Source organism: Yinghuangia soli (assembly GCF_021502675.1).
Taxonomy (GTDB): domain Bacteria; phylum Actinomycetota; class Actinomycetes; order Streptomycetales; family Streptomycetaceae; genus Yinghuangia; species Yinghuangia soli.
In genome coordinates this window covers 186,065-212,444 of the sequence record NZ_JAKFHA010000001.1, presented here as the reverse complement: position 1 = coordinate 212,444, position 26,380 = coordinate 186,065, and the positions used below count along the sequence as shown (strand labels likewise).

At 71.7% G+C, this 26,380-nt stretch carries 22 protein-coding genes; 11 read left to right on the top strand and 11 right to left on the bottom strand.

Features of this window, described 5'->3' with window-relative positions; all coding sequences use genetic code 11:
- A partial coding sequence (locus tag LZ495_RS00905; protein ID WP_235049813.1) for a CHRD domain-containing protein occupies positions 1–1,078 on the bottom strand: 1,078 nt, incomplete at its 3' end.
- Between the two features lie 340 nt (positions 1,079–1,418).
- Here LZ495_RS00905 and LZ495_RS00900 point away from each other — a divergent pair.
- Entirely contained in the window at positions 1,419–1,859 is a 441-nt protein-coding gene (locus LZ495_RS00900) for a hypothetical protein (protein WP_235049812.1), read from the top strand.
- Positions 1,860–1,911: 52 nt separating this feature from the next.
- On the opposite strand, the gene LZ495_RS00895 is transcribed toward LZ495_RS00900, so the two are convergent.
- Both LZ495_RS00895 and LZ495_RS00890 read right to left on the bottom strand, forming a co-directional pair.
- Positions 1,912–3,258, bottom strand: a complete 1,347-nt coding sequence (locus tag LZ495_RS00895; protein ID WP_235049811.1) for a TIGR04013 family B12-binding domain/radical SAM domain-containing protein — start codon at positions 3,256–3,258, stop codon at positions 1,912–1,914.
- Positions 3,259–3,306: 48 nt separating this feature from the next.
- Entirely contained in the window at positions 3,307–4,371 is a 1,065-nt protein-coding gene (locus LZ495_RS00890; RefSeq protein ID WP_235049810.1) for a porin PorA family protein, read from the bottom strand.
- 193 nt (positions 4,372–4,564) lie between these two features.
- Between LZ495_RS00890 and LZ495_RS00885 the strand changes: the two genes are divergently transcribed.
- On the top strand, positions 4,565–4,879 hold the full coding sequence (locus LZ495_RS00885) for an MTH1187 family thiamine-binding protein (RefSeq protein WP_235049809.1): 315 nt from the start codon (positions 4,565–4,567) through the stop codon (positions 4,877–4,879).
- A gap of 120 nt (positions 4,880–4,999) precedes the next feature.
- On the opposite strand, the gene LZ495_RS00880 is transcribed toward LZ495_RS00885, so the two are convergent.
- The 3 genes from LZ495_RS00880 to LZ495_RS00870 all read right to left on the bottom strand — a co-directional run bounded on the left by LZ495_RS00880 (position 5,000) and on the right by LZ495_RS00870 (position 7,823).
- Positions 5,000–5,206 (bottom strand): DUF5302 domain-containing protein, encoded by a 207-nt coding sequence (locus LZ495_RS00880; protein WP_235049808.1) that lies wholly within the window; start codon positions 5,204–5,206, stop codon positions 5,000–5,002.
- Between the two features lie 198 nt (positions 5,207–5,404).
- The gene (locus LZ495_RS00875; RefSeq protein WP_235049807.1) at positions 5,405–6,544 is read right to left on the bottom strand and encodes an NUDIX hydrolase; all 1,140 of its coding nucleotides are present in this window, start codon (positions 6,542–6,544) and stop codon (positions 5,405–5,407) included.
- A gap of 70 nt (positions 6,545–6,614) precedes the next feature.
- Positions 6,615–7,823, bottom strand: coding sequence for an ROK family transcriptional regulator (locus LZ495_RS00870; protein WP_235049806.1), 1,209 nt, complete (start codon positions 7,821–7,823; stop codon positions 6,615–6,617).
- Between the two features lie 194 nt (positions 7,824–8,017).
- Between LZ495_RS00870 and LZ495_RS00865 the strand changes: the two genes are divergently transcribed.
- From LZ495_RS00865 to LZ495_RS00845, 5 genes are all read left to right on the top strand, one after another.
- On the top strand, positions 8,018–9,346 hold the full coding sequence (locus LZ495_RS00865) for an ABC transporter substrate-binding protein (RefSeq protein ID WP_235049805.1): 1,329 nt from the start codon (positions 8,018–8,020) through the stop codon (positions 9,344–9,346).
- The gene (locus LZ495_RS00860; protein WP_235049804.1) at positions 9,346–10,341 is read left to right on the top strand and encodes a carbohydrate ABC transporter permease; all 996 of its coding nucleotides are present in this window, start codon (positions 9,346–9,348) and stop codon (positions 10,339–10,341) included. The genes LZ495_RS00865 and LZ495_RS00860 overlap by 1 nt, the downstream gene beginning before the upstream one ends.
- A complete protein-coding gene (locus LZ495_RS00855) occupies positions 10,334–11,173 on the top strand; it encodes a carbohydrate ABC transporter permease (RefSeq protein WP_235049803.1) in 840 nt (279 codons plus the stop codon). Before LZ495_RS00860 ends, LZ495_RS00855 begins: the two co-directional genes overlap by 8 nt.
- A gap of 36 nt (positions 11,174–11,209) precedes the next feature.
- Positions 11,210–12,580 (top strand): GH1 family beta-glucosidase, encoded by a 1,371-nt coding sequence (locus tag LZ495_RS00850; protein WP_235049802.1) that lies wholly within the window; start codon positions 11,210–11,212, stop codon positions 12,578–12,580.
- Positions 12,581–12,658: 78 nt separating this feature from the next.
- Positions 12,659–13,021, top strand: coding sequence for a YybH family protein (locus LZ495_RS00845; RefSeq protein ID WP_235049801.1), 363 nt, complete (start codon positions 12,659–12,661; stop codon positions 13,019–13,021).
- On the opposite strand, the gene LZ495_RS00840 is transcribed toward LZ495_RS00845, so the two are convergent.
- The 3 genes from LZ495_RS00840 to LZ495_RS00830 form a co-directional block, all read right to left on the bottom strand.
- Entirely contained in the window at positions 13,018–14,142 is a 1,125-nt protein-coding gene (locus tag LZ495_RS00840; RefSeq protein WP_235049800.1) for a winged helix DNA-binding domain-containing protein, read from the bottom strand. The genes LZ495_RS00845 and LZ495_RS00840 overlap by 4 nt on opposite strands.
- A 44-nt stretch (positions 14,143–14,186) precedes the next feature.
- Positions 14,187–15,155, bottom strand: coding sequence for a LysR family transcriptional regulator (locus LZ495_RS00835; protein ID WP_235049799.1), 969 nt, complete (start codon positions 15,153–15,155; stop codon positions 14,187–14,189).
- Between the two features lie 129 nt (positions 15,156–15,284).
- Positions 15,285–16,487 carry a SpoIIE family protein phosphatase gene (locus LZ495_RS00830; protein ID WP_235049798.1) on the bottom strand — a complete coding sequence of 401 codons (1,203 nt, stop codon included), beginning with the start codon at positions 16,485–16,487 and terminating at the stop codon, positions 15,285–15,287.
- Between the two features lie 295 nt (positions 16,488–16,782).
- Here LZ495_RS00830 and LZ495_RS00825 point away from each other — a divergent pair, with 295 nt between their 5' ends.
- Positions 16,783–17,292 (top strand): Ntn hydrolase family protein, encoded by a 510-nt coding sequence (locus LZ495_RS00825; RefSeq protein WP_235049797.1) that lies wholly within the window; start codon positions 16,783–16,785, stop codon positions 17,290–17,292.
- A 10-nt stretch (positions 17,293–17,302) separates the two neighbouring features.
- Positions 17,303–17,728, top strand: coding sequence for a UvrB/UvrC motif-containing protein (locus LZ495_RS00820; protein ID WP_235049796.1), 426 nt, complete (start codon positions 17,303–17,305; stop codon positions 17,726–17,728).
- Here LZ495_RS00820 and LZ495_RS00815 read toward each other — a convergent pair whose 3' ends face one another.
- Positions 17,729–18,484, bottom strand: a complete 756-nt coding sequence (locus LZ495_RS00815; protein ID WP_235049795.1) for a Mut7-C RNAse domain-containing protein — start codon at positions 18,482–18,484, stop codon at positions 17,729–17,731.
- 68 nt (positions 18,485–18,552) lie between these two features.
- A complete protein-coding gene (locus LZ495_RS00810; RefSeq protein ID WP_235049794.1) occupies positions 18,553–19,461 on the bottom strand; it encodes an NAD-dependent epimerase/dehydratase family protein in 909 nt (302 codons plus the stop codon).
- Between the two features lie 273 nt (positions 19,462–19,734).
- Here LZ495_RS00810 and LZ495_RS00805 point away from each other — a divergent pair, with 273 nt between their 5' ends.
- Positions 19,735–25,938: a polymorphic toxin-type HINT domain-containing protein gene (locus LZ495_RS00805; protein ID WP_235049793.1), complete on the top strand. Its 6,204-nt coding sequence runs from the start codon at positions 19,735–19,737 to the stop codon at positions 25,936–25,938.
- Complete coding sequence (locus tag LZ495_RS00800; protein ID WP_235049792.1) at positions 25,913–26,347, top strand: hypothetical protein; 435 nt, start codon at positions 25,913–25,915, stop codon at positions 26,345–26,347. The genes LZ495_RS00805 and LZ495_RS00800 overlap by 26 nt, the downstream gene beginning before the upstream one ends.
- The last annotated feature ends 33 nt before the right edge of the window (positions 26,348–26,380 follow it).

Here is a 26,380-nt window from a genome sequence, read left to right as displayed (position 1 = left end):
GGCGGGCCCCGGTGGGGGGGGCCCGGGGGCCCGGCCCGGGGGGGGGGGGGGGGGGGGGGCCCCGGCGCGGGCGGCGCCCCCCGCCGCCGGGGAACTCGGCGGTGTGCAGGTTGGTGTAGAAGCCCGCGGGGTTCTGCGCGATGGCCTTCACGACCTCCGGCTTCACGCCCTCGACGGTGCCGGCGAGGCCGGTGAGGGACTGCGGGAGCCCTTGCTGGGCGGCGAACAGCGGTGCCACGACATCGCCGTTGCTCCCCTTGGCGGCCTGGTGGACATGGCCCAGGGTGGGCGGCGCGGTCCCGGTCCAGCTGAACGCGTAGTCCACGCAGTTGCCCCACGGCCGGATCGCGGTCACGGCCTTGCCGTCCGGGTCGTTGAACGCCTTGCCGTCCTTGGGCGCGACTTCCTGCGCGCCGGAGGCGTTCGCGGTGAGCGTGCCCTCCGGCTTGCCGGTCTTCAGGACGCCGTTCATGTCCACCGGCTTGTCGAGCCTGGTGAGTTGGCCGCGGACCGCGCCGCCCGGGAACTCGGCGGTGTGCAGGTTGAAGTACCAGCGCTCCGGGGCGTTCTTGATGCGGTTCAGCAGGTCCGCATCGGCCACCGCGACACTGCCGGTGGCAGCGGTCGAGCCGTCCGGCAGCGGAGCCGCGAAGAACGGCACCACGACAGCGCCGTTCGCGCCCTTGACGCCTTGGTGGATGTGCGCCGCGGTCGGGGTGCCGATGCCCTCCCACTTGAGCGAGAACGCCACCTGGCCGCCCTTGATCCGCACGTACGCGGTGGCCTTGCCGTCCTGGTCGTTCACCGCCTTGCCGTCGGTGCCCGGGACTTCGTCGGCGCCGGTGAGGTTCGCCACGAAGTACGCCTCCTCGCCGGTCGCAGGCGCCTCGGCCCCGGCGTTCTTCGCCGGCCCGGCCCCCTCCTGCTGTCCCGGTGCGCCCGATGCGCCCGGATCGTGCCCCGAACCGTGGCCCTGGTCCGGCGCCGTGGCCCCGGGCGCGGCACCCGCGGCGCCGGCGGGCGGCGTGGTGGACTTGCTGCCGTCATCGGACGTCCCGCATCCGGTCAAAGCACTCATAAGGGCAAGCGTGAGAACGGCTGCGGGCAGCGTGAACCTGCGAACGGGCATGAGAGGTCCCCGAATTCTGTGGAGTGGGCGGAAGCCGGCGGATGCGGCCGGTGCACTGCGGCCTTGTCGCCCCGTGGTACGGACGGTCCGCGCGCCGGGGTTCAACGCGATCCGAGGAATTTTTCCGGAAGGACGGGGCCGTTCGGGTGGCAGGACTAGCCCGTACGAGTGGCGCCGATTGCGGCGCGCCCACCGGAACCGATGGGCTCCTCCGTGAAGGTCGGTGTGCCGTACCGGAGTTCCCCCGGTACGCGCGGAACCGTCCGCGGAGCCATGCCGGAGGCAGCCCATGCGTTTTTCCCCCGTTTCGCCCCCTACCTCCCCGCGCGCCTCGGTGTTCCTCGGGATCCGCCGCCTGCTGGGCGCGGTCGCGGCGCTCGCCCTCGCCGGGGTCGCGCTCGTCGCGGGACCGGCGAGCGCAGCGCCGGGGACCTCGCGCACCGCGCCCGCGGACGGCCGGACCCAGAAGTCAGGCCTGTGCCCCGACGGCTACATCTGCCTGCGGCCGGGCGGCATCGGCGTGCCCGAGCCGTACCTGATCCCGGAATGCGCCAGCGACTACTTCGTCCCGCCGTACATCGCCTCGGCGGTCGAGAACCAGACCAACGCCATCGTGTGGATCACCACCGCGGACGGCTCGGCGACCTGGATCCCGCCGCACAGCAGCGTCACGCTGTGGCCGGTGGCCCAGGTCGACTCGGTCGTCTCGCAGTGCTTCAAGCCGTTCTAGCCCGCCCCGAACCACCGCTGAACCGCCCGCCGGGTCCGACCCCCGCAGGGGTTCAGACCCGGCGGCGCTGCTCGCGGCGCGGGTAGGCCTTGGCGGTCTCGGCCAGGCGCTTCGCGTGCTCGGCCTGCTTTTGCCAGTGGCCGTACAGGTCGCCGCGGGCCGCGAGTTCGTCGAACCGGCGAATGGTGGCCGGGGCCACCAGCGCCGGTTCGGCGTCCCGCCACGGCGTGCCGGGCAGCGGCATGAAGGTGTGCGCGTGGATGCGCGCACCGAGACCGGTCAACTCCTCGGCCAGCCGCAGCGAGTCGTCCGCATCGCCCTGGTCCTCGCCCGGCATGCCGAAGATGAAGTCGACGTTCGGCCGGAAGCCCTCCTGGACCGCGATGCGGACCGCGTCCCGCACCGGCTGCACGCCGTGCCCGCGCTTCGCGGCCGCAAGGATCTTGTCCGAGCCGGACTGCGCACCGATGATGATGTTGTCGTTCGACACGTACTTCTTGAGCAGCCGCATGGCCTCGACGGTCACATGCTCGGGCCGGATCTCGGACGGGAACGACCCGAAGAACAACCGGCCGTGCGGCAGCATCTCCTCGCGGCACCCGGCCAGCAGCTCCTCGACCGCATCCAGGTCCGGCGTCTCGTCCTGGGTGCCGTACGACAGACAGGTCGGCGTGATGAACCGGACGTCCTTCAGGCCGCGTTCGGACATCTCCCGGACATGCCACCGGACGTTCTCCACGCTCCGGTGCCGGAACCGCGCACTGAACGCGAACGGCGTCTGGCAGAAACGGCAGCTGTAGATGCAGCCCCGGGTGATCTCGATCGGGCCGAAGCGGTGCAGGCCGACTGCGAACGACGGGGTGTCGTCGAGCGGGCCGCGCACCGACGTGCCGGTGCGCAGGGCCTTGCCGTCGTGGTCGCGGAGGGCGAGCCCCGGGACGGTGGTCAGCGGCTCCCCGCGGCCGAGCGCCGCGACCAGCGAGACGAAGGTCGCCTCGCCCTCGCCGATCGCCGCGACGTCCCAGCCGGCGTCCAGGATCTGCTGCGGTTCCGCGGTCGCGTGCACCCCGCCCGCGACGTGCACGACGCGCGGGTCGTCGACCGCGGCCCGGACCTCGGCCAGTTCGGCGGCCATCGCCTCGGCGTCGGGCGAATAGAACGACCACGGCACCAGGACCCGCGTGCACCCCTCGGCCAGCGCGGTGCCGATCAGCGCCGCGGTCTCCGCCGCGGTCCGGCCCAGCTGCACCCCGTGCGCCACCTCGGGCGGATTCGCCTCGAGCGCGCCGAGCAGGGCATGCATGCCGTACGTGACGGCCTTGCGGTAGCGGACCACGACGGCCACATCGAGCGGACCGAACGCAGGCGCGTCGGGTGAGCAGGGGTCGTACTCGGACATGCGGCCAACGGTACCTGGGCCGAAGGGGTGACCCGGTCCTCCCCGGGCTCAGGCGTTCGCGGGAGGAGTGTTCGCGGGAGGGGCGGGGGTCTCGCGAGGCCGGCGGCGGCGGATGAGGAGGGAGGCGGCGATCACCAGTGCGCCGACCACGCCCAGCACGATGGGCAGGATGGTCCCGACGAGCATGATGCCGTCGTGGGCGTCTTCGGCGTCGTCCGCGGCGTCTTCCACGGACTTGGGGGTCTGCTGGTACGAGACGTCGGAAACCGGCAGCAGCGGAACGAAGGCGCCGGTGCCGGGGGTGATGACCCCGGCCACGCGCTTCTGGGTCCGCTGCGTGTCGACCACGATGCCGGTCTCGGCATGGATCCAGAAGGTGTCGGAGCTCTCCAGCGTGTAGGCGAGCGGCACCGGGTCCCCCAGCGTCGGCAGCAGCGCGGCGAATTGTTGCGCGGCCTCCGGCGGGAGGGTCCCGAGCCGGGCGACGAGCGCCAGAGTCGACTGCGGGACGGCCGGCGGCAGACTGGCCAGCACCTGGGAGTCGGTGATCCGGGTGGGCGGCAGCTTCGCTTCGTAGACGTACGTGCTGACGCCCGACTTGCTCTCCGTGCGCGCGTACGTCAGCGGCGTCGTGGTCTGGGTCTCCGGCCGCCAGCCGGTGTACGTCTTCTTCTTCGCGTCGAGCGGCCAACTCACCGTCAGACCCTGGGCGTCGACGACCTCCCAGTCCGCCGGATGGTCCGCGATGGCCTCGAGCGTCTTGCGGTCGACGGCGTACTTCCAATCGGTCTTCTCGACCGGGTTGCCTGCCGCGGTCGTCGACCGGCTGTCGCTGACCAGGGCCTTGTCGCCCGAGGTCTTCTCGGTCTTGACGGTCCGCTCGACGGCCATGGGGACGTCCCGCTTGATGGCCGCCGCAAGGTTGCCCTTCGCGACCTCCTGGGCATCGATCAGGGTCTTGAAGGTGCCGGTATAGGAGCGCGTGACGTCGGTGTCGTCGGGCAGCCGCTTCACATAGTCCGGCGTGATGACGTACGCGAGTACGAAAGCACCGGCGATCAGCGCGAGCCCCAGCACGACGCCGATCCCGCGGAGGACGGTGTTGGTCCGCATGAGCCGATCTCCTGACGAACTAGTCCATGATCGCGCCACTGTCTGAGCCCAGTGTTTCCGGGATGTCCCGATACCGCCCCCGCTGACCGCCATCCGTGTGACGCGGACCGCCGACCGGCGCTCCTCGGAGCCGACGCCTAGGGTGGGCAGCGCACCGGCGCGCCGGGCGCGGGTGCTGCCGAGGAGGTTTGCCGTGATCGTCGCGTTCTCCGTCACTCCGCTGGGCATCGGCGAGGACGTGGGGGAGGCGGTTGCCGAGGCGGTGCGAGTCGTGCGGGCGAGCGGCTTGCCGAATCGCACCGACGCCATGTTCACCTCGATCGAGGGTGAATGGGACGAGGTCATGGCGGTCGTCAAGGATGCCGTCGACGCGGTGCGGGCGCGGAGCGGGCGGGTCAGCATGACGCTGAAGGCCGACATCCGGGACGGGGTGACGGACGGGCTGACCGCCAAGGTCGCCACCGTCGAGCGCTACCTGGCCGCCGATCCGGGGACGCCGAGCGCCTGACGGCCGGACCGGCCCGGCAGCCGCGCCGGGCTGCCCGCGCCGGTCTGCCTGCGCCGGACAACGGAACGGGCCCCGCACCGCCGCAGCGGTGCAGGGCCCGTACGAAGGACCTCGGCGCGGTCAGCCGCCGCTCTTGCGCTGGAACGTCCGCTGCTGCGCGGCCGGCCCGTGGGCACCCCCGTGGACCTTGGGGTGCTCGTCCTGGCCGACGTCGACGGAGTCGGTCTTGACGCCGCGCTTGCGGTCCAGTGCCTCGCGGAACTTGCGCTTGAGGTCGTCGCCCGCGCCGGTGTCGGCGCCTGCGTCCGCGGCCTGTTCCTCGCTCATGGATCCTCCTTGGAGCTCATCGTGCGTACGGTCCGGGCCCCCGCGGGGCAGGCCTGCGGGTGTCCCGGACCCCACCAGCCAACCACGAACGCCGGAATCCGGCGCGCAACCCGCCGTTTTGCGCAGTGGGGGAGGGTGGTGCGGAGGGGCCGAGGGCCGCGGCTCGGCGTGTCCCGTGCCGGGGAGCCGGCCGGGTCGTCAGGTGAAGTCGAGGCCTTCCTTGGGGACTTCCTCGACCGTCCAGTCCTCGTTGCGGGGTACGCCGAGCCGGTGGTGTGCGGCGTCGCGGGCGGCGAGGGCCTCGGTGAGGCTCGCGTCGCCGCCGAGCAGGGCGCCGGCCAGGCGCGGCGGGGCCAGCAGCCGGCGCCAGGCGAATCCGGTGGCTGGATCGACGGCCGCCGGGCCGAGTGCGGTGATCCGGGCCGCGGTGCGGATGCGCGCGGCCGGGCGGCGGTCGTAGAACAGGCCGTCGGAGTCGCGGTAGTAGCCGAAGTACGTGGTCGCGCCCAGCGTCGCGGCGGCCTCCTCGGCGCACTCGCGCACCAGTGTGGTGTGCGGGTCGGGGTCGTCCGGTTCGACGGTGCCGCCCGGCATGTTGATCATGCGGGCCGGTCCGGCCAGCAGCAGGACGCGGCCGTCCGGGGCGAACAGCCAGCCCCACGACTGGTGGACCGGCAGCCCGGCGGGCACCGGCTCGTCGGGGTGCCACGTCCACGGTGAGCCGAGTCGCGGCCACTCGCGGACCCCGAACTCGCGGCGTACCGGCACGTTGTGGTGGTCCACGGACGGAATCGCCTCGAGGGCGGAACCGGCGCCCGGTGCGTGCGCGACCGCATCGCCCGGCTTCTGCCAGTGCAGCGCGTACGCGGTCCCCGCGGCGATGGCGTCCAGCCCGGCCCGGACGTACGCGACGATCCCGCCGGGCACCGCGTCGAGGTCGTCCAGGTCGGCCCACATCAGGTCGTCGTGCTTGTGCGGCTCGGCGTTGTGCGGCCGGCCGCCCTCGCCCAGCCACCCGAGCGCGCGGAAGAACCAGCCGGTCCGCGCGACTCCGTCGGACTGCGGTCCGCTGTGCTGCATGACCAACTCGCAGCGCAGCAGCGGGCGGGTCAGGACGGCGCCGGTCTCCTCGCGGGTCTCGCGGATCGCCGCCGCGACCACGTCCTCGCCGGCCTCGACGTGCCCGGAGGGGAGCGTCCACAGGCCCGCGGCGTACGGGGCCTGCGCGTTGCGCCGGAGCAGCAGGACGCGCCCGCGGTCGACGAGCAGTACGTGCACGTCGACCGGGCTCGTGTGCCGTTCGCTGCCCTGCGCCGCCGCGGCCGGACCTGGACTCATGCGTGCTCCCCCCGATGGCAACCGTCCGAGCATCGTCGCAGACGGACCCGGCCGGAGGCGTCGCGGCGTGTCAGTCGGTGCGGCCTCCCGAGCGCAGGAAGTGCTCGACGGGGAGCGTCGCGGCGCCGAGCGCGACGGCGTCCGCGCCGAGCCGGGCCAGTTCGATGCTGGTGCCCTCGAAGGGCCGGTGCAGCGAGTGCGCCGCGGCGTACGTCTGGATCGCGGGCAGCATGCGGTTGCCCATCGCGAGGCCGGCCCAGCCGCCCAGCACGATGCGGCGCGGGTTGAGCAGGTTGACCAGGTTGCCGATGCCCGCGCCGAGGTAGCGCGCGGTGGTGTCGAGCACTTCGGCGGCGACCGCGTCCAGGTCCGCGGCCGCGACCAGGGCGGCGATGCGGGTTTCCTCGTCGGCGCCGGTGAGGGTGTCGTCGGGGCGCTGCTCGCGGTAGCGGTCGAGGACCGCCTCGGCACCGACGTACGCCTCCAGGCAGCCGATCGCGCCGCAGCGGCAGCGGCGGCCGTCGATGGCGACGGTCAGGTGGCCGATCTCGCCCGCGCTGGTGGTGGAGCCGCGGTACGGCTTGCCGTCCGTGACGATGCTCGCGCCGATACCGGAGCCGAGCAGGATCATCACGGCGTGGTCGGCGCCGCGGCCCGCGCCGAACCACATCTCGGCCTGGCCCATGGTCTTGGCGCCGTTGTCGACCATGAGCGGCGGGACTGCGCCGCCCTCCTGCAGCAGCCGTACGAGCGGCACCGCGCGCCAGCCCATCGTCTGGCCGTGCACGAGGAGTTCGTCGCCGTGCTCGACCAGGCCGGGGACCCCGATGCCGACGCCCATGATGCGCGCGGGGTCGACGCCGGCGTGCCCGGAGACCTTCTCCAGGCCGGCCAGGATCGCCGCGACCACCTGGTCGACGTCGGTGCCCTGGTCGGTCAACGCGTAGTCGGCGCGTGCGAGTTCGCGCATGCCCAGGTCGAACAGCTCGACCTTGACCCGGGTCTCGCCGACGTCCACGCCGATGACGGTCGCGTACCCGGGGTCGATGCGGAGCAGCATGCGCGGGCGGCCGCCCGAACTGTCGACGGCGCCGGCCTCGGTGACTATCCCGGCGTCGAGGAGGTCGCCGACGACGTTGCTGACGGTGGCCTGGCTGAGGCCGGTCAGCCGGGCCAGTTCCGGCCGGGCCAGCGGGCCGTCGGCGTACAGCCGCAGCAGCACCTCGGCGCGGTTGCCGCGCCGGAGGTCCTGCACCGTACTGAGCTTGCTCGCGTGCATCCCTGCTCCCACCGTTGATCTGCTGGCTACATATTTCAACCCTTGCAATAAGCAGGTCAACCCTGCCTTGCCGGGGCTTATGCCACAGCGAACGTGCATGAAGGGCTCTTGACGGGGTCATGGCGGCCCAGTTAAATCACGCCTTGAAAGAAGCCCTTCCGGTCCCTGCATGCACCTTCGAGGAGTCGATCATCGTGCGTGTACGAAGAGTTGTCCCGGCCTTGGCGCTGACCCTCTCCGCGTTTGCCCTCGCGGCATGCGGAAGCAGCGGCGACGAGTCGGAATCCGGTGCGTCCGGCACCCCCAAGCCCGGCTCCACCATCACGTACTGGGCCAGCAACCAGGGCACCAGCATCGAGCACGACAAGCAGGTGCTCCAGCCCGAACTGGACAAGTTCACGCAGAAGACCGGCATCAAGGTCGACCTCGAGGTCGTGCCGTGGTCGGACCTGCTCAACCGCATCCTCGCGGCGACCTCGTCCGGCAAGGGTCCCGACGTCCTCAACATCGGCAACACCTGGTCCGCGTCGCTCCAGGCGACCGGCGCCTTCGTGCCGGTCGACGACGGGCTGCTGGCCAAGGTCGGCGGCAAGGACCGCTTCCTGCCGACCCCGTACGCCGCCACCGGCGCCGAGGGCAAGCCGCCGGTCGGCCTGCCGATCTACAGCGCCGGCTACGGGCTCTACTACAACAAGAAGATGTTCGCCGCCGCCGGCCTCAAGCCCCCCGCGACCTGGGAGGAAATGGCCGAGACCGGCAAGAAGCTGACCGGCGACGGCCGGTGGGGCCTCGCGCTCGAAGGCGCCAGCTACACCGAGGGCGTCCACAACGCCTACATCCTCGCCAAGCAGTACGGCGCCGACGTCTTCACCAAGGACGGCAAGCCGGACTTCACGTCGCCGGGCATGGTGCAGGGCGTCAAGCGCTACGTCGAGCTGATGAGCAAGGACAAGATCGTCAACCCGAGCAACGCCGAGTACGGCCAGGGCACCCAGGCCCTCAAGGACTTCGCCACCGGCAAGTCCGCGATGCTCATGTGGCAGGCCTCGCAGGGCTCGCTGGTGTCCAACGGCATGAACCCGGACGACATCGGCGTCGCGCCCGTCCCGTTCCCCGCCGCGCCCCCGGCCGGGGCGCCGCACGTGAACAGCATGGTCGGCGGCATCAACATCTCGGTGTTCAAGGACTCCGACAACAAGGCCGGCGCGGCCGAGTTCGTCGCCTTCATGACCAGCGCCGAGGAGCAGACGATCCTCAACAAGGCGTACGGCTCGCTGCCGTCCGTCAAGGACGCCTACGGCGACCCGGCGTTCCAGACCGAGAACGTCAAGGTCTTCCAGAAGATCCTGGCCGAGACCGCCACGCCGATGCCGCAGGTCGCCGCCGAGAGCCAGTTCGAGACGCTGGTCGGCACCGCCGTCAAGGACCTGATAGCGGACGCCGCATCCGGCAAGGCGGTCACCGACGAATCGGTCAAGTCCCGCCTCAAGGAGGCCCAGGACAAGATGGCCGCCGCAGGCTGATGGCCTCGACGACCATCCCCGAGGCTCCCGCCGAGAACGGGACGCCCGGCCCCGGGCGCGCGCGCCGCGCGCGCCCGCGGGGCCGGCCCAAGCTCAGCCGGGCGGCACTGCCGTACATCCTGCTCGCCCCGGCCATCCTGCTCGAACTGCTCGTCCACATCATCCCGATGATCGTCGGCATCGTGATGAGCTTCCTGAAGCTCACCCAGTTCCACATCCGGCACTGGACCTCCGCGCCCGGCGCGGGCTTCGACAACTACCGCCTCGCGGTGGACTTCGACGGGCCCATCGGCCGCCAACTGCTGGACTCGTTCTGGGTCACCGTGATGTTCACGGTGCTCGTCGTGGGCATCTCGTGGTTCCTCGGGATGGCCGGCGCGATCCTCATGCAGGGCGCGTTCCGCGGCCGCGGCATCCTGCGCGCGCTGTTCCTGGTGCCGTACGCGCTCCCGGTCTACACCGGGGTCATCACGTTCGGCTTCATGTTCCAGCGCGACACCGGCCTGGTGAACCACGTGCTGGTCGACCAGCTGCACCTGATGAGCGACCGGCCGTTCTGGCTGATCGGCGGGAACAGCTTCTGGGCGATGGTGGTCACCGCGGTGTGGCGCACCTGGCCGTTCGCGTTCCTGTGCCTGATGGCGGCGCTGCAGAACATCCCGCGCGACGTGTACGAGGCGGCCGCGCTGGACGGCGCCGGGGTGTGGCAGCAGATCCGCCGCATCACGCTCCCGATGGCCGCACCGGTGAACCGGGTCGTCGTCCTCGTGCTGTTCCTGTGGACGTTCAACGACTTCAACACGCCGTATGTGCTGTTCGGCAAGTCGGCGCCGGAAGAGGCCGACCTGATCTCCATCCACATCTACCAGAACTCGTTCGTGACCTGGAACTTCGGCACCGGCTCGGCGATGTCCGTCCTGCTGCTGCTGTTCCTGATGGCGGTCACCGCGGTCTACCTCGCGTTCGTCCGGCGGAAGGAGAAGTCCGATGCTTGAGCCGCACTGGTTCCGCTGGGTGCGCCGGGTCGGCCTGACCTTCCTCACGGTCTTCGCGATGGTGCCCGTCTACGTGATGGTCACCTCGGCCCTCAAGCCGCTGCCGGACGTGCAGGACGGCTTCCGCTGGTGGCCGTCCCGGGTGACCTTCCAGCCGTTCGTCGACATCTGGGACACCGTCCCGCTGGCCGACTACTTCGTGAACAGCCTCATCGTCTCCACCGCGGCGACGGTGTGCTCGGTGACCATCGCGGTGTTCGCCGCGTACACCATCAGCCGGCACTCGTTCCGCGGCCGGCGGGTCTTCTCGGTGACCGTGCTGTCCACCCAGATGTTCCCCGGGATCCTGTTCCTGCTGCCGCTGTTCCTGCTCTTCGTCAACATCGGCAACGCCACCGGCGTGGAACTGTACGGCAGCCGGCTCGGGCTCATCGTCACCTATCTGACCTTCTCGCTGCCGTTCGCGATCTGGATGCTGGTCGGCTACTTCGACTCCATCCCGCGCGACCTCGACGAGGCCGCCCTCGTCGACGGCAACGGGCCGATCGGCGCCCTGCTGCGCGTCGTGGTGCCGGCCGCGTCGCCGGGCATCGTCGCGGTCGCCGTCTACGCCTTCATGACCGCCTGGGGCGAGGTGCTGTTCGCCTCGGTCATGACCGACGAGTCCACCCGCACCCTCGCGGTCGGGCTGCAGGGCTACTCGACGCAGAACAACGTCTACTGGAACCAGGTCATGGCCGCGTCCCTCGTGGTCAGCGTGCCCGTCGTGGCCGGGTTCCTCTTCCTCCAGCGCTACCTCGTCGCCGGCCTGACCGCCGGCGCCGTCAAGTGACGCCGCACCGCCGGCATCCGGGATCGGGGAGTACGCATGCTTGATCCGACCGCCTTCCCCCAGGACTTCCTGTGGGGCGCGGCCACATCCGCCTACCAGATCGAGGGGGCGGTGCACGAGGACGGCCGGCTGCCGTCGATCTGGGACACCTTCAGCCGAACCCCCGGCGCGGTCGACAACGGCGACACCGGCGACATCGCCTGCGACCACTACCGGCGCTGGCCGGAGGACGTCGCCCTGATGCGCGAACTGGGCCTGGGCGCCTACCGCTTCTCGATCGCCTGGCCGCGCGTGATACCCACCGGCGGCGGACCGGTGAACCCGCGCGGACTGGCGTTCTACGACCGCCTCGTGGACGCCCTGCTGGAAGCCGGCATCCGGCCGTTCGCGACGCTCTACCACTGGGACCTGCCGCAGCAGCTGCAGGACCGCGGCGGCTGGGCGGACCGGGCCACCGCCGAGCACTTCGCCGAATACGCCGCGGCCACCGCACGCGTGCTCGGCGACCGCGTCACCGACTGGACGACCCTCAACGAGCCGCTGTGCTCGGCCTGGATCGGGCACCTCGAAGGCCGCATGGCCCCCGGGATCACCGACCTGCCGACCGCGGTGCGGGCCTCGTACCACCTGCTGCTCGGCCACGGGCTCGCGGTCCAGGCCGTCCGGGCGAACGCCCCGCGCACCCCGCAGCTCGGCTACGTGGTCAACCTCAGCCCCATCGAGGCCGCCTCGGACCGGGACGCCGACGTCGCCGCCGCCGTGCGCGCCGACGGGCACGTCAACCGCTGGTGGCTCGACCCCGTGCACGGCCGCGGCTTCCCCGCCGACATGCGCGCCGTCTACGGCGTCGACCTGCCCGAACAGCCCGGCGACGACGCGGTGATCGCCCAGCCGCTCGACTACCTGGGCATCAACTACTACTTCCGGCAGATCGTCGCGGACGACCCGACCGGGCCCGCCCCCTACGCCCGGCAGCTGGAGGTGCCCGGCGCACCCGTCACCGGCATGGGCTGGGAGGTCCACCCGGACGGCCTCGAACAGCTGCTGGTCCGGGCCGCGGACGAGTACGGAGCCCGGAAGCTGTACGTCACCGAGTCCGGCGCGGCCTGGCCCGACACCGTGGACGCGTCCGGTGCCGTCCACGACGCCGAGCGCACCGCGTACCTGGACGGCCATCTGGCCGCCTGCGGGCGCGCACTGGCCCGCGGAGTGCCGCTGGCCGGGCACTTCGCATGGTCGCTGCTCGACAACTTCGAGTGGGCGTACGGCTATCAGCACCGCTTCGGGCTGGTGCACGTCGACTACCCGACGCAGAAGCGCACGATGAAGTCCTCCGGACGGCGCTACGCCGACCTCATCCGCGCCCACGCCGGGCACTGGGCTGCGAAAGTCCCTTCTGCGCGGTGAAGTTCAGCGCGCGGGCTGTGCTGTGCCATGCTCTGCGGCACAGCCCACGCGCCGAAGTCCGCCCGAGGGGACCGCACCATGCATCGCGTCGAAGACCGGGAACGCGCCGCACATCCCGAGGACTTGAACCGGCTGGTCCTGAAGCGGCTCAACACGGCCGACGTCGACGGCCTGGTCGCGCTGTACGAACCCGGCGCGGTGCTCGCGCTGCCCGGCGGCCGGGTCGCGGTCGGGCATCACGAGATTCGCGCCGCCTATGCGCAACTGGTCGCCGGGCGACCCGAGTTCCTGCCCGGAACGGTGAATCCCGCGGTGCGCAACGGGGAACTGGCCATCACCTCGGTCCGGATCGGCGGCGGCGACTTCACCGTCGAGGTGGCCCGCCGGCAGGCGGACGGCACATGGCTATGGGTCATCGACCAGCCGTCGCTGCTGAGTTAGGGCGCATCCGGGGCGAGGAAGGCGGCCACGGCGGCGGCCTCGGCGTCGAGGGCGGCACGGGCCGCGGAACCGAGCCGCTCCAGCGCGTCCGGGCCGTCCCGGCCGTCCGGTCCCTGCGGACCATCCGGGCCGTCCGGGCCGCCGAACGCGTCGATCCGGGGCGGGAGTCCCGGGGCCTGCCGTGACCACGTGCCGACCGCGAGCCCGTCGGCCAGCACCGTGGCGCGGATGATCCCGCCACCCGGCCACACCTGCTTCTCATACGCGGCCGGGACGGCGAGTTCGCGCGTGCGGTAGGCGACCAGGTAATTGTCGAATGCCGGGATCAGCCGCATGTCGGGAGCACCGCCCGTGTCCGCTTCCGAGGCCTCGGCCCCGCCACGTGAGGATGCGGACGCGCCGGCCGGCGCCCACGCCTTGCGGGACAGCGGCTTCGGGAGCCCGGACCACACCGCGAAGTCGTCGGCATCGGCAGGCCCGTACCCGGCCGCGTACCGGCGCGCGAGTTCGGCGGCTGCCGCTTCGTCGTCCCGGACCGGGTCCGTGCCGTGGTCGGCGAGCCAGTCGTCGAGCAGGACGTACGTCGCCTCCCCGGCGCGCATGGGCCCGTGGCACAGCACCCCGGTGAGTGCGGCGTGCCGGATGAGGTGGATCGGGCCCTGCCCGACCGGGCCGACGCCGAGCGCGCCGAGGCGCTCGGTCAACTCGGCCCGGGTGAGCGGGCCGTCCGCGGCCAGGGCCGCCCGGAACAGCTCGTCGGCACGCGACCGCAGGGCGTCGTCCAGGCCGAGCTGCCGGTAGCGCGCCGCGGTCGCGGCGACCAGGCGCGGGCCGAGCAGCCGCAGCAGCCAGCGCACGTCCTCGGCCGGGACCGTGTGCAGCGTGCCGCGCATGAACCACGACCGCACGATGCTGCGGTCGTCCTCGTACGCGGCGCGCACCCCGCCCGCGGTCAGGCCGGCGCCGCGGACCCGGATGCCGAGGTCCGCGGCCACCGCGTCCTGGGCCTGGATGGCGACGGCACGGCGTACGACCGCTGCCGCACTGCGCTCGCGCACGCCGCCCGCGAGGGCTTGCGCGCGGGCGCGCCGCAGGCGGATGTGTGCGGGGTTCGTCGGCATCTCGGCAGTTTCCTCGATCTCCGGGGGCGGTCCGGCCGACACGCTCAGGCCGACGCCGGCCCGGCCGCTGCGGCGTCCTGCGGCTCGTCCGCCGCGACGTCCGCCACCGGGCACCCGGTGACCTCGGGGGTGGCCTCGGTGACGATGTCCACGAACGCCCGGATGCGCTTGTCGCCGCCCTTGTCGGTACGCCACGCGAGGGCATGCTCCATCGGGTACATGTCGCGGATCGGCACGAACACGACGTCCGGCCGCTGGTAGAGCAGCGGGAGCTGGCTGTCGCCCATCGCGATTGCACGGCCCGCCGCGACCAGCGCCAGGTACTCGGGGTAGGTCGTGATCACCTCGGTGGTCCGGCCGATGAGCCGTCCGCTCGGGGTGTGGGTGGGCAGCTGGTAGTCCGCCCAGTAACGCGGCACCGAGTCGGCGAGCGTCGCGAACCGCTCGCCCGCGAGGTCCTCCAGCGACACCGACACGTGCCCGGCGAGGCGGTGCCCCGGGGCGACTCCGATGTAGCGCGGCTCCCGGGTGAGGACCGGACCGACGCTGATGCCGGGCTCGTCGATGGGCATCGGCAGCAGCACCACGTCCGCGGAGCCGTCGTGCAGCTGGCTCAGGTGGTGGTACAGCTGCGTCTCGACGACCCTGACCTGGCAGCCGGGGTAGCGCGCCTCGAAACGGTCGCGGGCCGCGAAGATCAACCGACCGGCCTGGGTGCCCATGAACCCGGCGGTGACCGTTCCGATGATGCCGCGGCCGGCCATTGCCGCGCGGTGCAGCGCCTGCTGGATGCCCTGCCGGTGCGGCAGCAGGTTGTCGCGCAGCTCGGCGCCGACCTCGGTGAGCTCCACCCGGCGGCTGGTGCGCTCGAACAGCTCCACGCCCAGGCGCCGCTCGATCTTCTTGACGGTCTGGCTGACCAGCGCAGGCGAAATATGCAGACGGGTCGCGGTACGCCCGAAATGCAGTTCCTCGGCGAGGGTCAGGAATATCTCCATTTCCGCGCGTTCCATTGCCGCCCCACCCCCAGGGTCCCCGTGTCCGGCCCGCATGACCGACGGATGATCATTCAGTGCCGGGAGATGATCCTGCCTCATCGTTCAGGTTGCGTGAACGACACCCCGGGGTGTCGCGCGGATTGGCTATTCACCCATTGCTGACGACTCGCCCGGCTCACCCTTCTCGCCCGGCTCGCCCCTCCGGCCCGGCTCGCCCGGCTGGCCCGGATCGCCCGGCTCTGCGCGGCGCAGCGCGAGCAGCAGGGCGTCGTCGGTGAAGCGCGGCGTACCGGCGTGCCGGGTGAGGTCGGCGCCGATGCGATCCACCGCCTCGGCCGGTTCGCACCGGTCCGCCCGCCCGTCGCCGAGCAGCGCCGTGACGCGTTCGGCCAGCGGGTACGTGCGCCCGGCGGCGTTGCGCGTGTCGGCGATCCCGTCGGTCACCAGGAGCATCAGGTCGCCGTCGCCGAACCGGGGCATCCAGGCGGCGGGGGAGCAGGTGTCCAGCTCGCCCAGGCCCAGCGGCACCCCGGGATCGGGTGGTTCGAGCACCTCGACCCGCCCGTCGGCGCGGACCAGCACGGGCGCCTCGTGCCCGCGGTGCAGCAGCGCCACGTGGTCCGGGCGTATCTCGGCGAACAGCGCGGTGACGAACTCGTCCTCGCCGCCGTCCCGCAGCAGGCTGCGCTCGATGCGGCGGGCCACCGCCCCGAGGTCGGCCTCGTCGTACGCCGCCTCGCGGAACGCGCCCAGCGTCACCGCGGCGGTGCGGACCGCGCTCAGGCCCTTGCCGAGCACGTCCCCGATCAGCACCCGCACGCCGAACGGGGTCTCCACCGCGGCGTACAGGTCCCCGCCCAGGTCGGCCTGGTCCGCGACCGCGAAGTAGCGGACCGCGATCCGCACCCCGCCGACCGCCTCGGGAGCGGGCAGCAGGATCGCGCGCTGCGCGGCGGTGGCCACCGCGGTCAGCGCGGCGAGGGCCTCCTCGCGGCGCACCCGGACCCAGGCCACGTAGGTGCTGGTCGCGATCGCGGCCAGGAAGACCGCGGTGTTGACCTGGAAGATGATGCTCGCGTACGGCTCGATGTTCTTGTCGTACGCGGCCAGCAGATAGCGCAGCGGTATCGCCGCCATGCCGATCAGGAACACGGGCAGCGGGGGAGCGGTCACCGCGGCCAGCGCCGGGGCGAGCACCAGGAACGGGTAGAAGATCGTCTCGCGGCCGGTGGCGAGGTCCAGGACGGCGATGAGCAGCAGCACGCTGACCGGCAGCGCGAGCCGGCGGAACCACGATGCCGCTGCCGCAGGCGGGGCAGCCTGCCCCGGGATGCTCATCCGGCTCATCCGGCCGCTCCTCGTACGGCAGCACTCTCGGCTGCCGTCTCCGTCCGTTCCATGGTTGCCGCCGCGGCCGGGCGGCGCCGGGCCAGAACCCCCGCGCTAGGCCGAACGGGTGAACGAGCGGGGGCGGCGGCCCCTAGGCGGCCGGAGTGCGGCCCGCGCGTGGCGAACCCACCCCGGAACGGGCCGATCCGCGCCCCGAACCTGGTGATCCCGCACCCAAGATCTGCGATGCTGTGGGCCTGCGGGAGCCGGTCTCCCGCGGTGCGAGGCCGGACGGCGGGGACGGGGGCCGGGCGTGACCGTCATAGCAGGCAAGGTGGTCGAGGACCGCATAATCGTGGCGGCGGATTCCCAGGTGACCTTGGGCCACCAGGCGAAGACCGAGGGCACCAAACTGTTCAAGATCGGCGAGACGCTGGTCTTCGGTGGCTCCGGCCATCTGCGCGACATCAACCTGATGCGGCTGTTCCTGGACACGCACATGCCCGCGTCCTCGGACGAGCGCGATGTGCTGGAGTTCTACGCCGAGTACATCGAGTGGGCCAAGCGCAAGATGAGCGGCTTCGAGGCGCACTCGTCGTTCCTGTTCGGCTTCGACGGCAAGCTGTTCGAGATCGACTCCGACTTCGACGTGCTCTATTCGGAGTTCACCGCGATCGGCTCAGGCTGGGAATACGCCCGCGCCGCCCTGCACTTGGGCCACTCCCCATCGGAGGCCGTCCAGGTGGCGTGCGACCTGACGATCTACTGCGCCCCACCGGTAACCGAATTCAGCATCGCCCGCGCGACCGACAGCGGCAGCTGAGGCGCAGGGCATGACCGACCAGCCGCCCGGCGGCAGCCGCGACGTGGACGAGTGGGTCGCCGCGTTCCTGGCCAAGATGGGCGAGCCGGTCCCGGGCAAGTGGGGGGAGGTCCGGGACCCGGTGGCGAAGACGATCGTGGAACTGCTCGCGCCGCTCCCCGCCGCTGTGGCGGGTCCGACGCAGGTGATGCGCGAGGCGCGGGCAGCCAAGGAACAGGCGATCGACGCCGAGGACTACGACGCCGCTGCGGCGTTCCGGGACGGCGAGAAGGCCGCCACCATGGAACGCCGCGCGGCGGTCGCGGCGTGGGCCGACGAAGCCGGCGCCCGAGTGCTGGCCGAGCAACTCCTCGCCGTACACGCGGTCGCCGACGAACTGGCCTCGTTGCTGAGTGAGCACGGCATCCCCCTGCCGGTGCGCCTCGTCGAGGAATAGTCAGTTCGCGGCAGCGACCGTTCGGCGGGCTGTTTCGACGATTTCGTCGAGGTGGCCGCCGTGTGAGCCGTGCCAATAGACGCGGTCGCAGTCGCCGCAGCGGGCGAAGTTGTCGAAGGCGGCGAGGGTGCCGGGCTCCACGTCTGCGGCGACGGACTCCTTCGAGACCACGGTGAGCGGGCCGTTGCACGAGGTGCAGCGAGTCCAGGGGGCCAGTTCGGGGGCGAAGCGGCGGAGCAGGTCGTCGAGTTGGGCGTCGGGGCGGATGCCGCGCACGTAGGCGCCGAACCACAGGTTGCGGCGGCGCAGGAGGCCGCGGTCCTGGGTCAGCAGAACGCGGCGCTCGGCGTTGGCCTGCTCGACGAGGACCGGGTCGTCGCAGTCGTTGTGGTACGCCGTGTCGAGGCCGACCAGGCGCATCCGGCGGGCCAGGGCGCCCAGGTGGACGTCCAGCAGGAACCGCAGCTCGGGTTCCGGGACTTGCTGCGGGCGGGCGACCGCGAACACCTCGACCGTCTCGCCGCCGACCGGCCGGTACGACACTTCCGCTTCGGCCCCGTCGACCACGAGCCTGCCGACCTCCGGCAGCGGCACGCCGGCCGACTCCACCAGGTGGCCGAGCGTCGAATCGTCGGCGACCGCTGCCGTCACGCGGCCTTCCCGCAGCCGGGGCGGCAGGAAGAGGTGGAGGTCGTCGGCGAGGGTGAGGGTGAGCGAAGCGGAAGGGCCGTGGTCGGCCGCGACTGTTCCTGGCATGCGGTCAGCATGGCATCGGAGGGGGCGCGGGTTCGTGCGATTTTCGGCTGCGGAGGGCGCCGCCCTGGTCAGGCCGTGTCGTCGTGGATGCGGCGGATCCCGGTACGCCAGTCGACCGCACACGGGCCGGTGATGCCGCGGCGGCGGGTCGCGTCGAGGACCTGGCCGCGCAGCGTCCCCGGTTGCTCGCGTACCTCGACCGTCGCGCCCTTGCCGGTGAGTTCGCCCATGTACGCGGCCCACTCCTGGACGCTCACCGGCTCGTCGCCGCCCCAGTTCACCACCGTGGCCGGGACGGACGCCGCGTCGAGGAGGGCCTCGGTCTGGGTGTTGATGTCGTCCTGGTGGATGGGGCTGTACATGCACGGGTCCCAGCGGGTGACCACCGGTTCGCCGGCCCGCACCGCGGCCAGGTGGATGCCGGGCAGGCCGCCGTTGCCGTAGGAGCCGTACGACGCGTTCATGCGCGCGATGACGATCGGCAGGTCGAAGGCCCGCGCGCAGTAGCGGGCCACCGCCTCCTCGGCGGCCTTCGAGACCGAGTAGGTCTGGGCGTACGCGATGTTCGCATCGCCGATCGGCGCGCTCTCGGTGTACACGTGGTGCGGGTCCTCGTGCGGTTTGAGTACCGACGCGGTCGACATCACCAGCGCGGCCTTGGCCTTGCGGCAGTGCTGGAGGAGCAGCCCGGTGCCCTCGGCGTTCACCCGCAGCGCGTGGTCGTAGTCCAGGCCCGGGCCGAGGAACGCGGCCAGGTGCAGCACGTACGTGAAGTCCTGCGGCAGGTCGTCGAACTGCCCGTCGCCGAGGTCGATGCGGCGGGTGGTGACACCGAGCGCCTCGACGCGCTCCCGCTCGCCCGGCGTCCCGAAGCGCGCCACGCCCCAGACTTCGTTCTCCTGGGCGAGGTACTGCGTGAGCGGATACGCGATCTGCCCCGCGGGGCCGGTGACCAGGATCTTCTCGTCGGACAGCATGGACGCCTCCCAGTGGCGACGCCGCGCCGCCGCTCGGCGCGGGCCGCTTGCGATCATCGACCGGAGCGCGGAAGAAGTACACGGCCATGGCCGACTTGCTCGGCCTGGTCCGGGGCTCGGTGTGCACGACCGCGACTGCTTCCGGTTACGGGTATTTCGAGCATTTCCCTCGTATGGCGGACCGTGTCGGCCTGGAATGCCCGGAGCTCTCCTGTAGGACTGACAAGGGCAACCATTCGGTTAGTTCCAGTCGCACAGTGAGGGGCCGACACCGTGGCCAGGGTCCGCACCGTCCTCGTCTGGCTCCTGGCACTCATCCTCCTCGCGCCCGCCGCGGCGTCCGCGGAGGAGCTGTTCCGGCGCCCCGCGGACAAAGCGTCGGGCCCGGAGTGGCACCCCTGGAAAGCCGACCCCGGCCGCCATCGCGGCAAGACGGCTCCGGCCCCGGGCGAACTCCCGCATCGGGAAGAGCAGTTACGTGCGCCGACGGACGCCCGGCAACCTGTCTCCGCCGCGGCGGCCACCGCGCCGGAGGAGCTCGGCTCCGACCGCCTCGGCTTGGAGAAGTTCCACCAGTACACCCAGATCGGCGCGGGCGCGGGCGCCGCCGTCATGGTGAACGCCGCGAACGGCAATGCGGTGCTCGGCTGGAACATCCTGGCCAACCCCTCCCTGGGCCCGGCCGCGTTCCTGCGCATGACCTACAACTCGCTCGACCCCGCGAACTCCTCGGCGGGACGCGGCTGGTCGGTCGCCGCGTCCACGCTGACCAGGCTCGGTGCCGCGCTGGAGTTCCGGCCGGGCAGCGCGTCGGCGTACGGGTACGCCGAAGCAGTCCGGCTCACCGACGGCGACGGCACCACCCACACCTTCCGCCTGAACCGGCACGGCGTGGACGCCCCCGAACGCTGGGACTACGACCACCCGCCCGGCGTCCACCTGCACGTGGCCCCGACCGGCGCCGAGGACCCGGCCCGCGCCTGGGTGCTGACCCGCCCGGACCGCACCCAGTTCTTCTTCGACCGCCTCGGCCTGCAGACCGCCGTCGTGGACCGCAACGGCAACACCCTGCGCTTCGAATACGACGACGCCGAGCCCAAGTTCGCCGGAAGCCTGCGCCGCCTGGTGGACGCCGCCGGCCGCGTCGTGCTCACCCTCGACTACCTGCGCCCCGGCGACGACTACACCTACCTCGTCGGCGACGTCCTGCACAGCGGCCACGGCCTGGCCAACGCCGCACTCATCGGGCAGCTGTACGCGGTCACCGACGTCTCCGGCCGCCGCGTCCAGCTCACCTACGATGAGAAGGGCCTGCTGGGCCGCATCGCCGACGCCGCCGGGACACCCGACGAGCGCAGCCTGCGCATGGCGTACGCCGCCGACCCGCACGGCAACCCGCGCCTCGCCTCGGTCCAGGACCCCATGGGCCACACCACCTCCGTCGACTACGCGGACGACGGGCGCGTGCGGCAGATCACCGACCGCCGCGGCAGCGGGACGTTCTTCGACTGGACGCCCACCGACCAGGGCGGCACCACCATGGCCGTCACCGACGCCCTCGGCCGGGTCGGCGCCTACACCGTCGACGCCCTCGGCCGGCCCGTCGCCGCACAGAACGCCAAGGCCGAAGTCACCCGGCTGACCTGGGACTCCGACAACAACGTCACCGAGCTCGAAGACGCCGCCGGGGCCCGCACGACCTGGGAGTACGACCACAAGACCGGCAACCCGCTCACCATCACCGATGCGGTCGCCAACGCCGGCGACAAGGCCTCCACCGGCCTGTCGTACCGCACCTACCTCGACGGGCACGTCGCGGACCTCGTCGAGAAGGTCAGCCCCGAGGGCCGGCGCTGGACCTTCGGCCACGACGCGTACGGCAACCTCATCTCGCTCACCGACCCGCGCGGCAACGCCAAGGACAAGAACGACAAGCGCAACTACACCTCGCGCAACGTCTACGACTCCGCAGGACGCCTGCTGGAAGCCGTCGACGCCCGCGGCAACACCACGCGCTTCGCCGACTTCGACCCCACCGGATCACCGCGCACCATCACCGACGCGCTCGGCCACTCCACCACGTTCGTGTACGACGCGGTCGGCAACGTCCTGTCCGCCACCAACGCACACGGGCACAGCACCACCCGCACCTACGACGTACGCGGACGCCCGCTCTCGTCCAAGGTGCCGATCGACACCGACCACGGCGTCTTCGCCGTCACGCCGCCCCCGGTGTACGACCGCAACGACAACGTGCTGCGCTCCACGACCCCGGACGGCGCCGTCAGCACCAGCGTCTACGACGAGACCGGCCGGGTCGTGACCAGCACCGCCCCCGGCGACGACCCGGGCGGGCCCGGCCGCGTCACCACGATGGCCTACGACGCCGTCGGCAACCCGGTCCGCGCCACCACGCCGCGCGGCAACGAGACCCCCGAGCCCGACGACTACACCAGCTTCGCGGTGTTCGACGAGCTCGGCCGCATCGTGGAGACCCGCGACGCGCTCGGCGGCCGCAAGACCATGGCGTACGACCGGGTCGGGAACATGGTCGCCACCAGCGACCCGCGCACCAACGCCCGCGGCGAGTCCCGGCCGACCAGCACCACCGCGTACGACCTCGCGCACCGGCCGGTCGAGACCCGCGATGCGGTCGGCGCCACCGGCAAGATCCGCTACGACCGGGACGGCAACGCGGTCGCGAAGACCGACGCGTACGGCACCGAGTCGTTCGCGAGCTACGACGCGCGCGGCGCGCTGATCGAGACCCGCGTCCCGCACCGCAAGAAGCCCGACGGCTCGATCGAGTACCGCACCACCCGCTACGAGTACGACGAGGCGGGCAACCGGACCCGCACCTGGACCCCGCGGGCCATCGCCGAGAACAAGCCGACGCTCACCGGCGAGGCCGAGTTCGACGCCCTCAACCGCGTGGTGCGCACCGTGCTGCCGTACGACCCCGCGCACGGCCATGTGAATCAACGCGACGAAATGCGCTACGAGTTCGATGCCGTCGGCAGCCTGGTCAGGACGACCGCACCCGCCTCGCGGGCCGGCGGAGAACCCCTCCTCACCCAGACCGACTACTTCGACAACGGCAAGGTCAAGTCGAGCGTCGACCCGTGGCAGATCGAGACCCGGTTCACCTACGACGTGATGGGCCGCCAGCTCACCCGCACGATCACCGGCGACGGCGCGAACACCCGCACGATGGGCTGGGCCTACTACCCCGACGGCAAACTGAAGTCCCGCACCGACAAGGGCGCTCCCGCGGCATCCACGGCGGCGGTCGCGGACGACTCCGACAGCGGGCGGCCGCCCGTCGCGGTCGGCACCTGGGACGCGGTCGCGCAGCCCAAGGCGTGGAGCGCCGACGCGCGGAAGCACCCGCAGGCATCCGGCCCGGGGTCGTTCACATGGTCCGTGCCGGTGCCCGGCGCCCCGGACACCACAGCCGACTTCGACGTGGCCGTGTATGTCCCCGCTGACGTGGCCGCTTCCTCCTCCGCCGCGGCCCAGGCCCGCTACACCGTGGAAGGCGAGGGGCTGCCGCCCGCCGAGGGCTCCGTACCGCTCAAGGCGACGCTCCAGGGCCTGGAGGAGCGGAAGGAACGCGGCCAGTGGGTCCCGCTCGGCACCTTCAAGCTGCCGCAGGACCGCGACGCCCGCATCACCCTCACCGCGGACGGCGCCGACGGCGACCTGGTCGCGGACGCGGTACGGGTGGTCGCGACAGCCCGCGCGGGTCGCGTCGCGGAGCCGCCTGCGCACGAATTCGCGTACCGCTACGACGCCGAAGGCAATCAGACCGAGGTGGCCGACCGGACGCAGGACGGTCCGGGCAGCCGCTTCGAAACCGGCTACGACCCGCTCGGACGCCCCTCCCAGGTCAAGGAGTTCCAGGGCGGCAACGAGCCCGCGCACACCACCGCCTACGGCTACGACGAGAACGGCAACCTGCTCAAGCGCACCCGCGACGGCGAGGAGTCGACGTACGCCTACGACCCCCGCGGTCTGGCCCTCGAGGCCACCACCCCGGGGCGCGGCCCGGACGCGAAACCGCAGACGACGACCTTCACGTGGGACCTCCTCGGCCGCCTCGAAACCCAGGTCAAGGCCAACGGCAACAAGGTCGCCAACACGTACCACCTCGACGGGCTGACCTTCACCACCGAGGAGAAGAAGTCCGGCGGGGAACTGGTCGCCCGCCACGAGATCTCGTACGACACCGACGGCAACCGGGCGCGCGACGAGGCGCGCACGATGAACGCCGACAAGAAGGGCGAATTCCTCGACCGCACCTCGGTGTTCATGTACGACCCGCGGAACCGGATCGAGAAGGTCGCCAAGACCTCCGGCGGTGAGGACACCACCGAGGAATACGAGCACGACGCCGCCAACAACGTGACCCGGCAGGTCGTGGCCAAGAAGAAGACCGAGTACACGTACGACCGCAACCGGCTCGTGTCGTCCACGGTCCAGGACGCGGGCGGCGCGTTCGCCTACACGTACGACCCCTTCGGCCGGCTGAGCCGCATCACGCAGAACGGCAAGGCCAGCGAGAACTACACGTACGACGGCTTCGACCGGGTCACCGAGCACCGGGCCTGGGCCTCGCCGGGCAGCGGCGAACCGACCGTCACCAGCACGGTCTACGACCCGCTGGACCGCCGCACCCGGAGCACGACCGACCCGGCCGCGGGGCCGGCGAAGACGACCGAGTTCGAGTACCTGGGCCTCGGCAAGGAAGTCGTCAGCGAGAAGACCGGCGACGAGGTCAAGGCCGAGTACGAGTACGGGCCGTTCGGCGAGCGGCTCTCGCAGACCAAGCCGAAGTCGGACTCCGACAAGACCAAGGAGACCACGTACTTCGGCTATGGCCCGCACGCGGACGTGGAAGCCGTCACCGACCGCAACGGCGACACCAAGGCCACCTACGGCTACACCGCGTACGGCAGCGACGACCCCAAGGCCTTCAGCGGCCCCGACAAGCCCTCCGACCCGGGCGGCGGCGGAGGCGGCGAGGCGTTCAACTCGTACCGCTTCAACTCCATGCGTTGGGACGGCGGTTCGCAGACCTACGACATGGGATTCCGCGGCTACAGCCCGGGCCGCAACCAGTTCCTGTCGCGCGACATGTACAACGGGGCCCTCGCCGACCTCAACCTCGGCACCGACCCGTGGAGCACCAACCGCTACTCCTTCGCGGGCGGCAACCCGGTCTCCAACATCGAGATCGACGGCCACTTCTGGGCCGCGCTCGGGCACGCCGTGCTGGACGTGGTCGGCACCATCCCGTTCGTCGGCGAGGTCGCCGACGTCGCCAACGCGGCCTGGTACGCGGCCGAAGGCAACTACGAGGACGCGGCACTGTCGCTGGCCTCTGCGGTCCCCGGCATCGGGTACGCGGCCACGGCGGCGAAGGCGGCGAAGTACGGGAAGCTCGCGTTCAAGGAGGTCAAGCGCGAGTTCAAGCAGGAGATCAAGGACGTCCTCAAGGACGAGATCAAGGACCTGACCGCCGAGGAACTCCAGGCGCAGCTGTCGGAGCGCCTCGACATCCCGCTGGCCGAGGTCCCGCTGATCGGCATCGGCGGCAAGAGGCGAGGCCCGGCGAAGGCGAAGCCGGCCGTGTCCGCCCCGAAGCCGCAAGGCGGTTCGTGCGCGCGGCGGAGCAGTTTCGTCCCCGGTACGCCGGTGCTGATGGCGGACGGCAGCGCGAAGCCGATCGAGGAGGTCCGCCCGGGCGACAAGGTGGCGGCCGCCGACCCGGAGACGGGCGCCGCCGGCTCGCGCGCGGTGACCGCGGGCATCACGAGCGAGGGCCCGAAGGACCTCGTCACGGTCCACGTGGACACCGACGGCCCCTCGGGCGAGGCGACGGCCGCGGTCACCGCCACCGGGAACCACCCCTTCTGGGTCGAGGACTTGCGGAGGTGGCTGCCCGCGAGCGAACTGCGTGCGGGGCAGCTGCTGCGCACGGGGGCCGGCACGTATGTCCAGGTGACGGCGGTCGCCGGGCAGTCGGCTTCGCAACGCGTCCACAACCTGACGGTCGCCGACTTCCACACGTACTACGTGGTCGCGGGCGCGACGCCGGTCCTCGTCCACAACTCGGACGGCTGCGAGTCCATCGCCCTCGGGCTGAGCTCGTACGACGACGACCCGATGTACCTGATGGACTTCGCCGATTCCAAGAAGGCGAAGTCGTACAAGCACTGGCCGTCCGGCGGCGATGACTGGGTGAACGAGCTGAAGGGGTACGTGAAGGACGGACGTACCAAGATCCACTTCAATCTCGACGGCATCGACGACCCGGTGGCCGCGGCCCGGATCGGTGCCCGCCACGATCCCCGGGACGGCGAGCACGTCACCGCGTGGGAGCTGAGCCTCATCAGGGACAATCCGGGCTCGTGGGACCGTGTGACCTTCTACCGACGGGGGCAGGGCAGTGTCGCCAATCCCTTCGGATCCTGAACCCGGCGGCCGGGCGGCGACCGGCCTCCCGCTCCACCTGCCGCGCCGGATCCGCCCGTGGCGCTACCAGGTCGGGCATTCGGAGCTCACCCTGCGCAGCGTCGACCGGGTGCCCGCGGGCGAGGTCGTCGAGGCGACCTTCTTCGGCGTCGTCGGCATGAAGCTCAAGACGACGTACGAAGGCATCGCCCTGCGTGAGGCCGGCCATGAACTCGCCCGGGAAATAGCGAGGTTCGCCGGGATCCGGAGCGACTGCACCGACCGTCTCCGCTGCCTGCTGCTCGATCCCGAGGCGGACGACAGCTTCGTCGCCTGCGTCGGATTCAGCGTCTGGACGCACCGCGAAACGCCGGAGAGCGACCGGTCGGGGATGCCCCGGGACGGCTCGACCTTGATCCTCCGCGGCTAGTACGGCGCGGTGCACGAAGTGCGCACGTCCTCC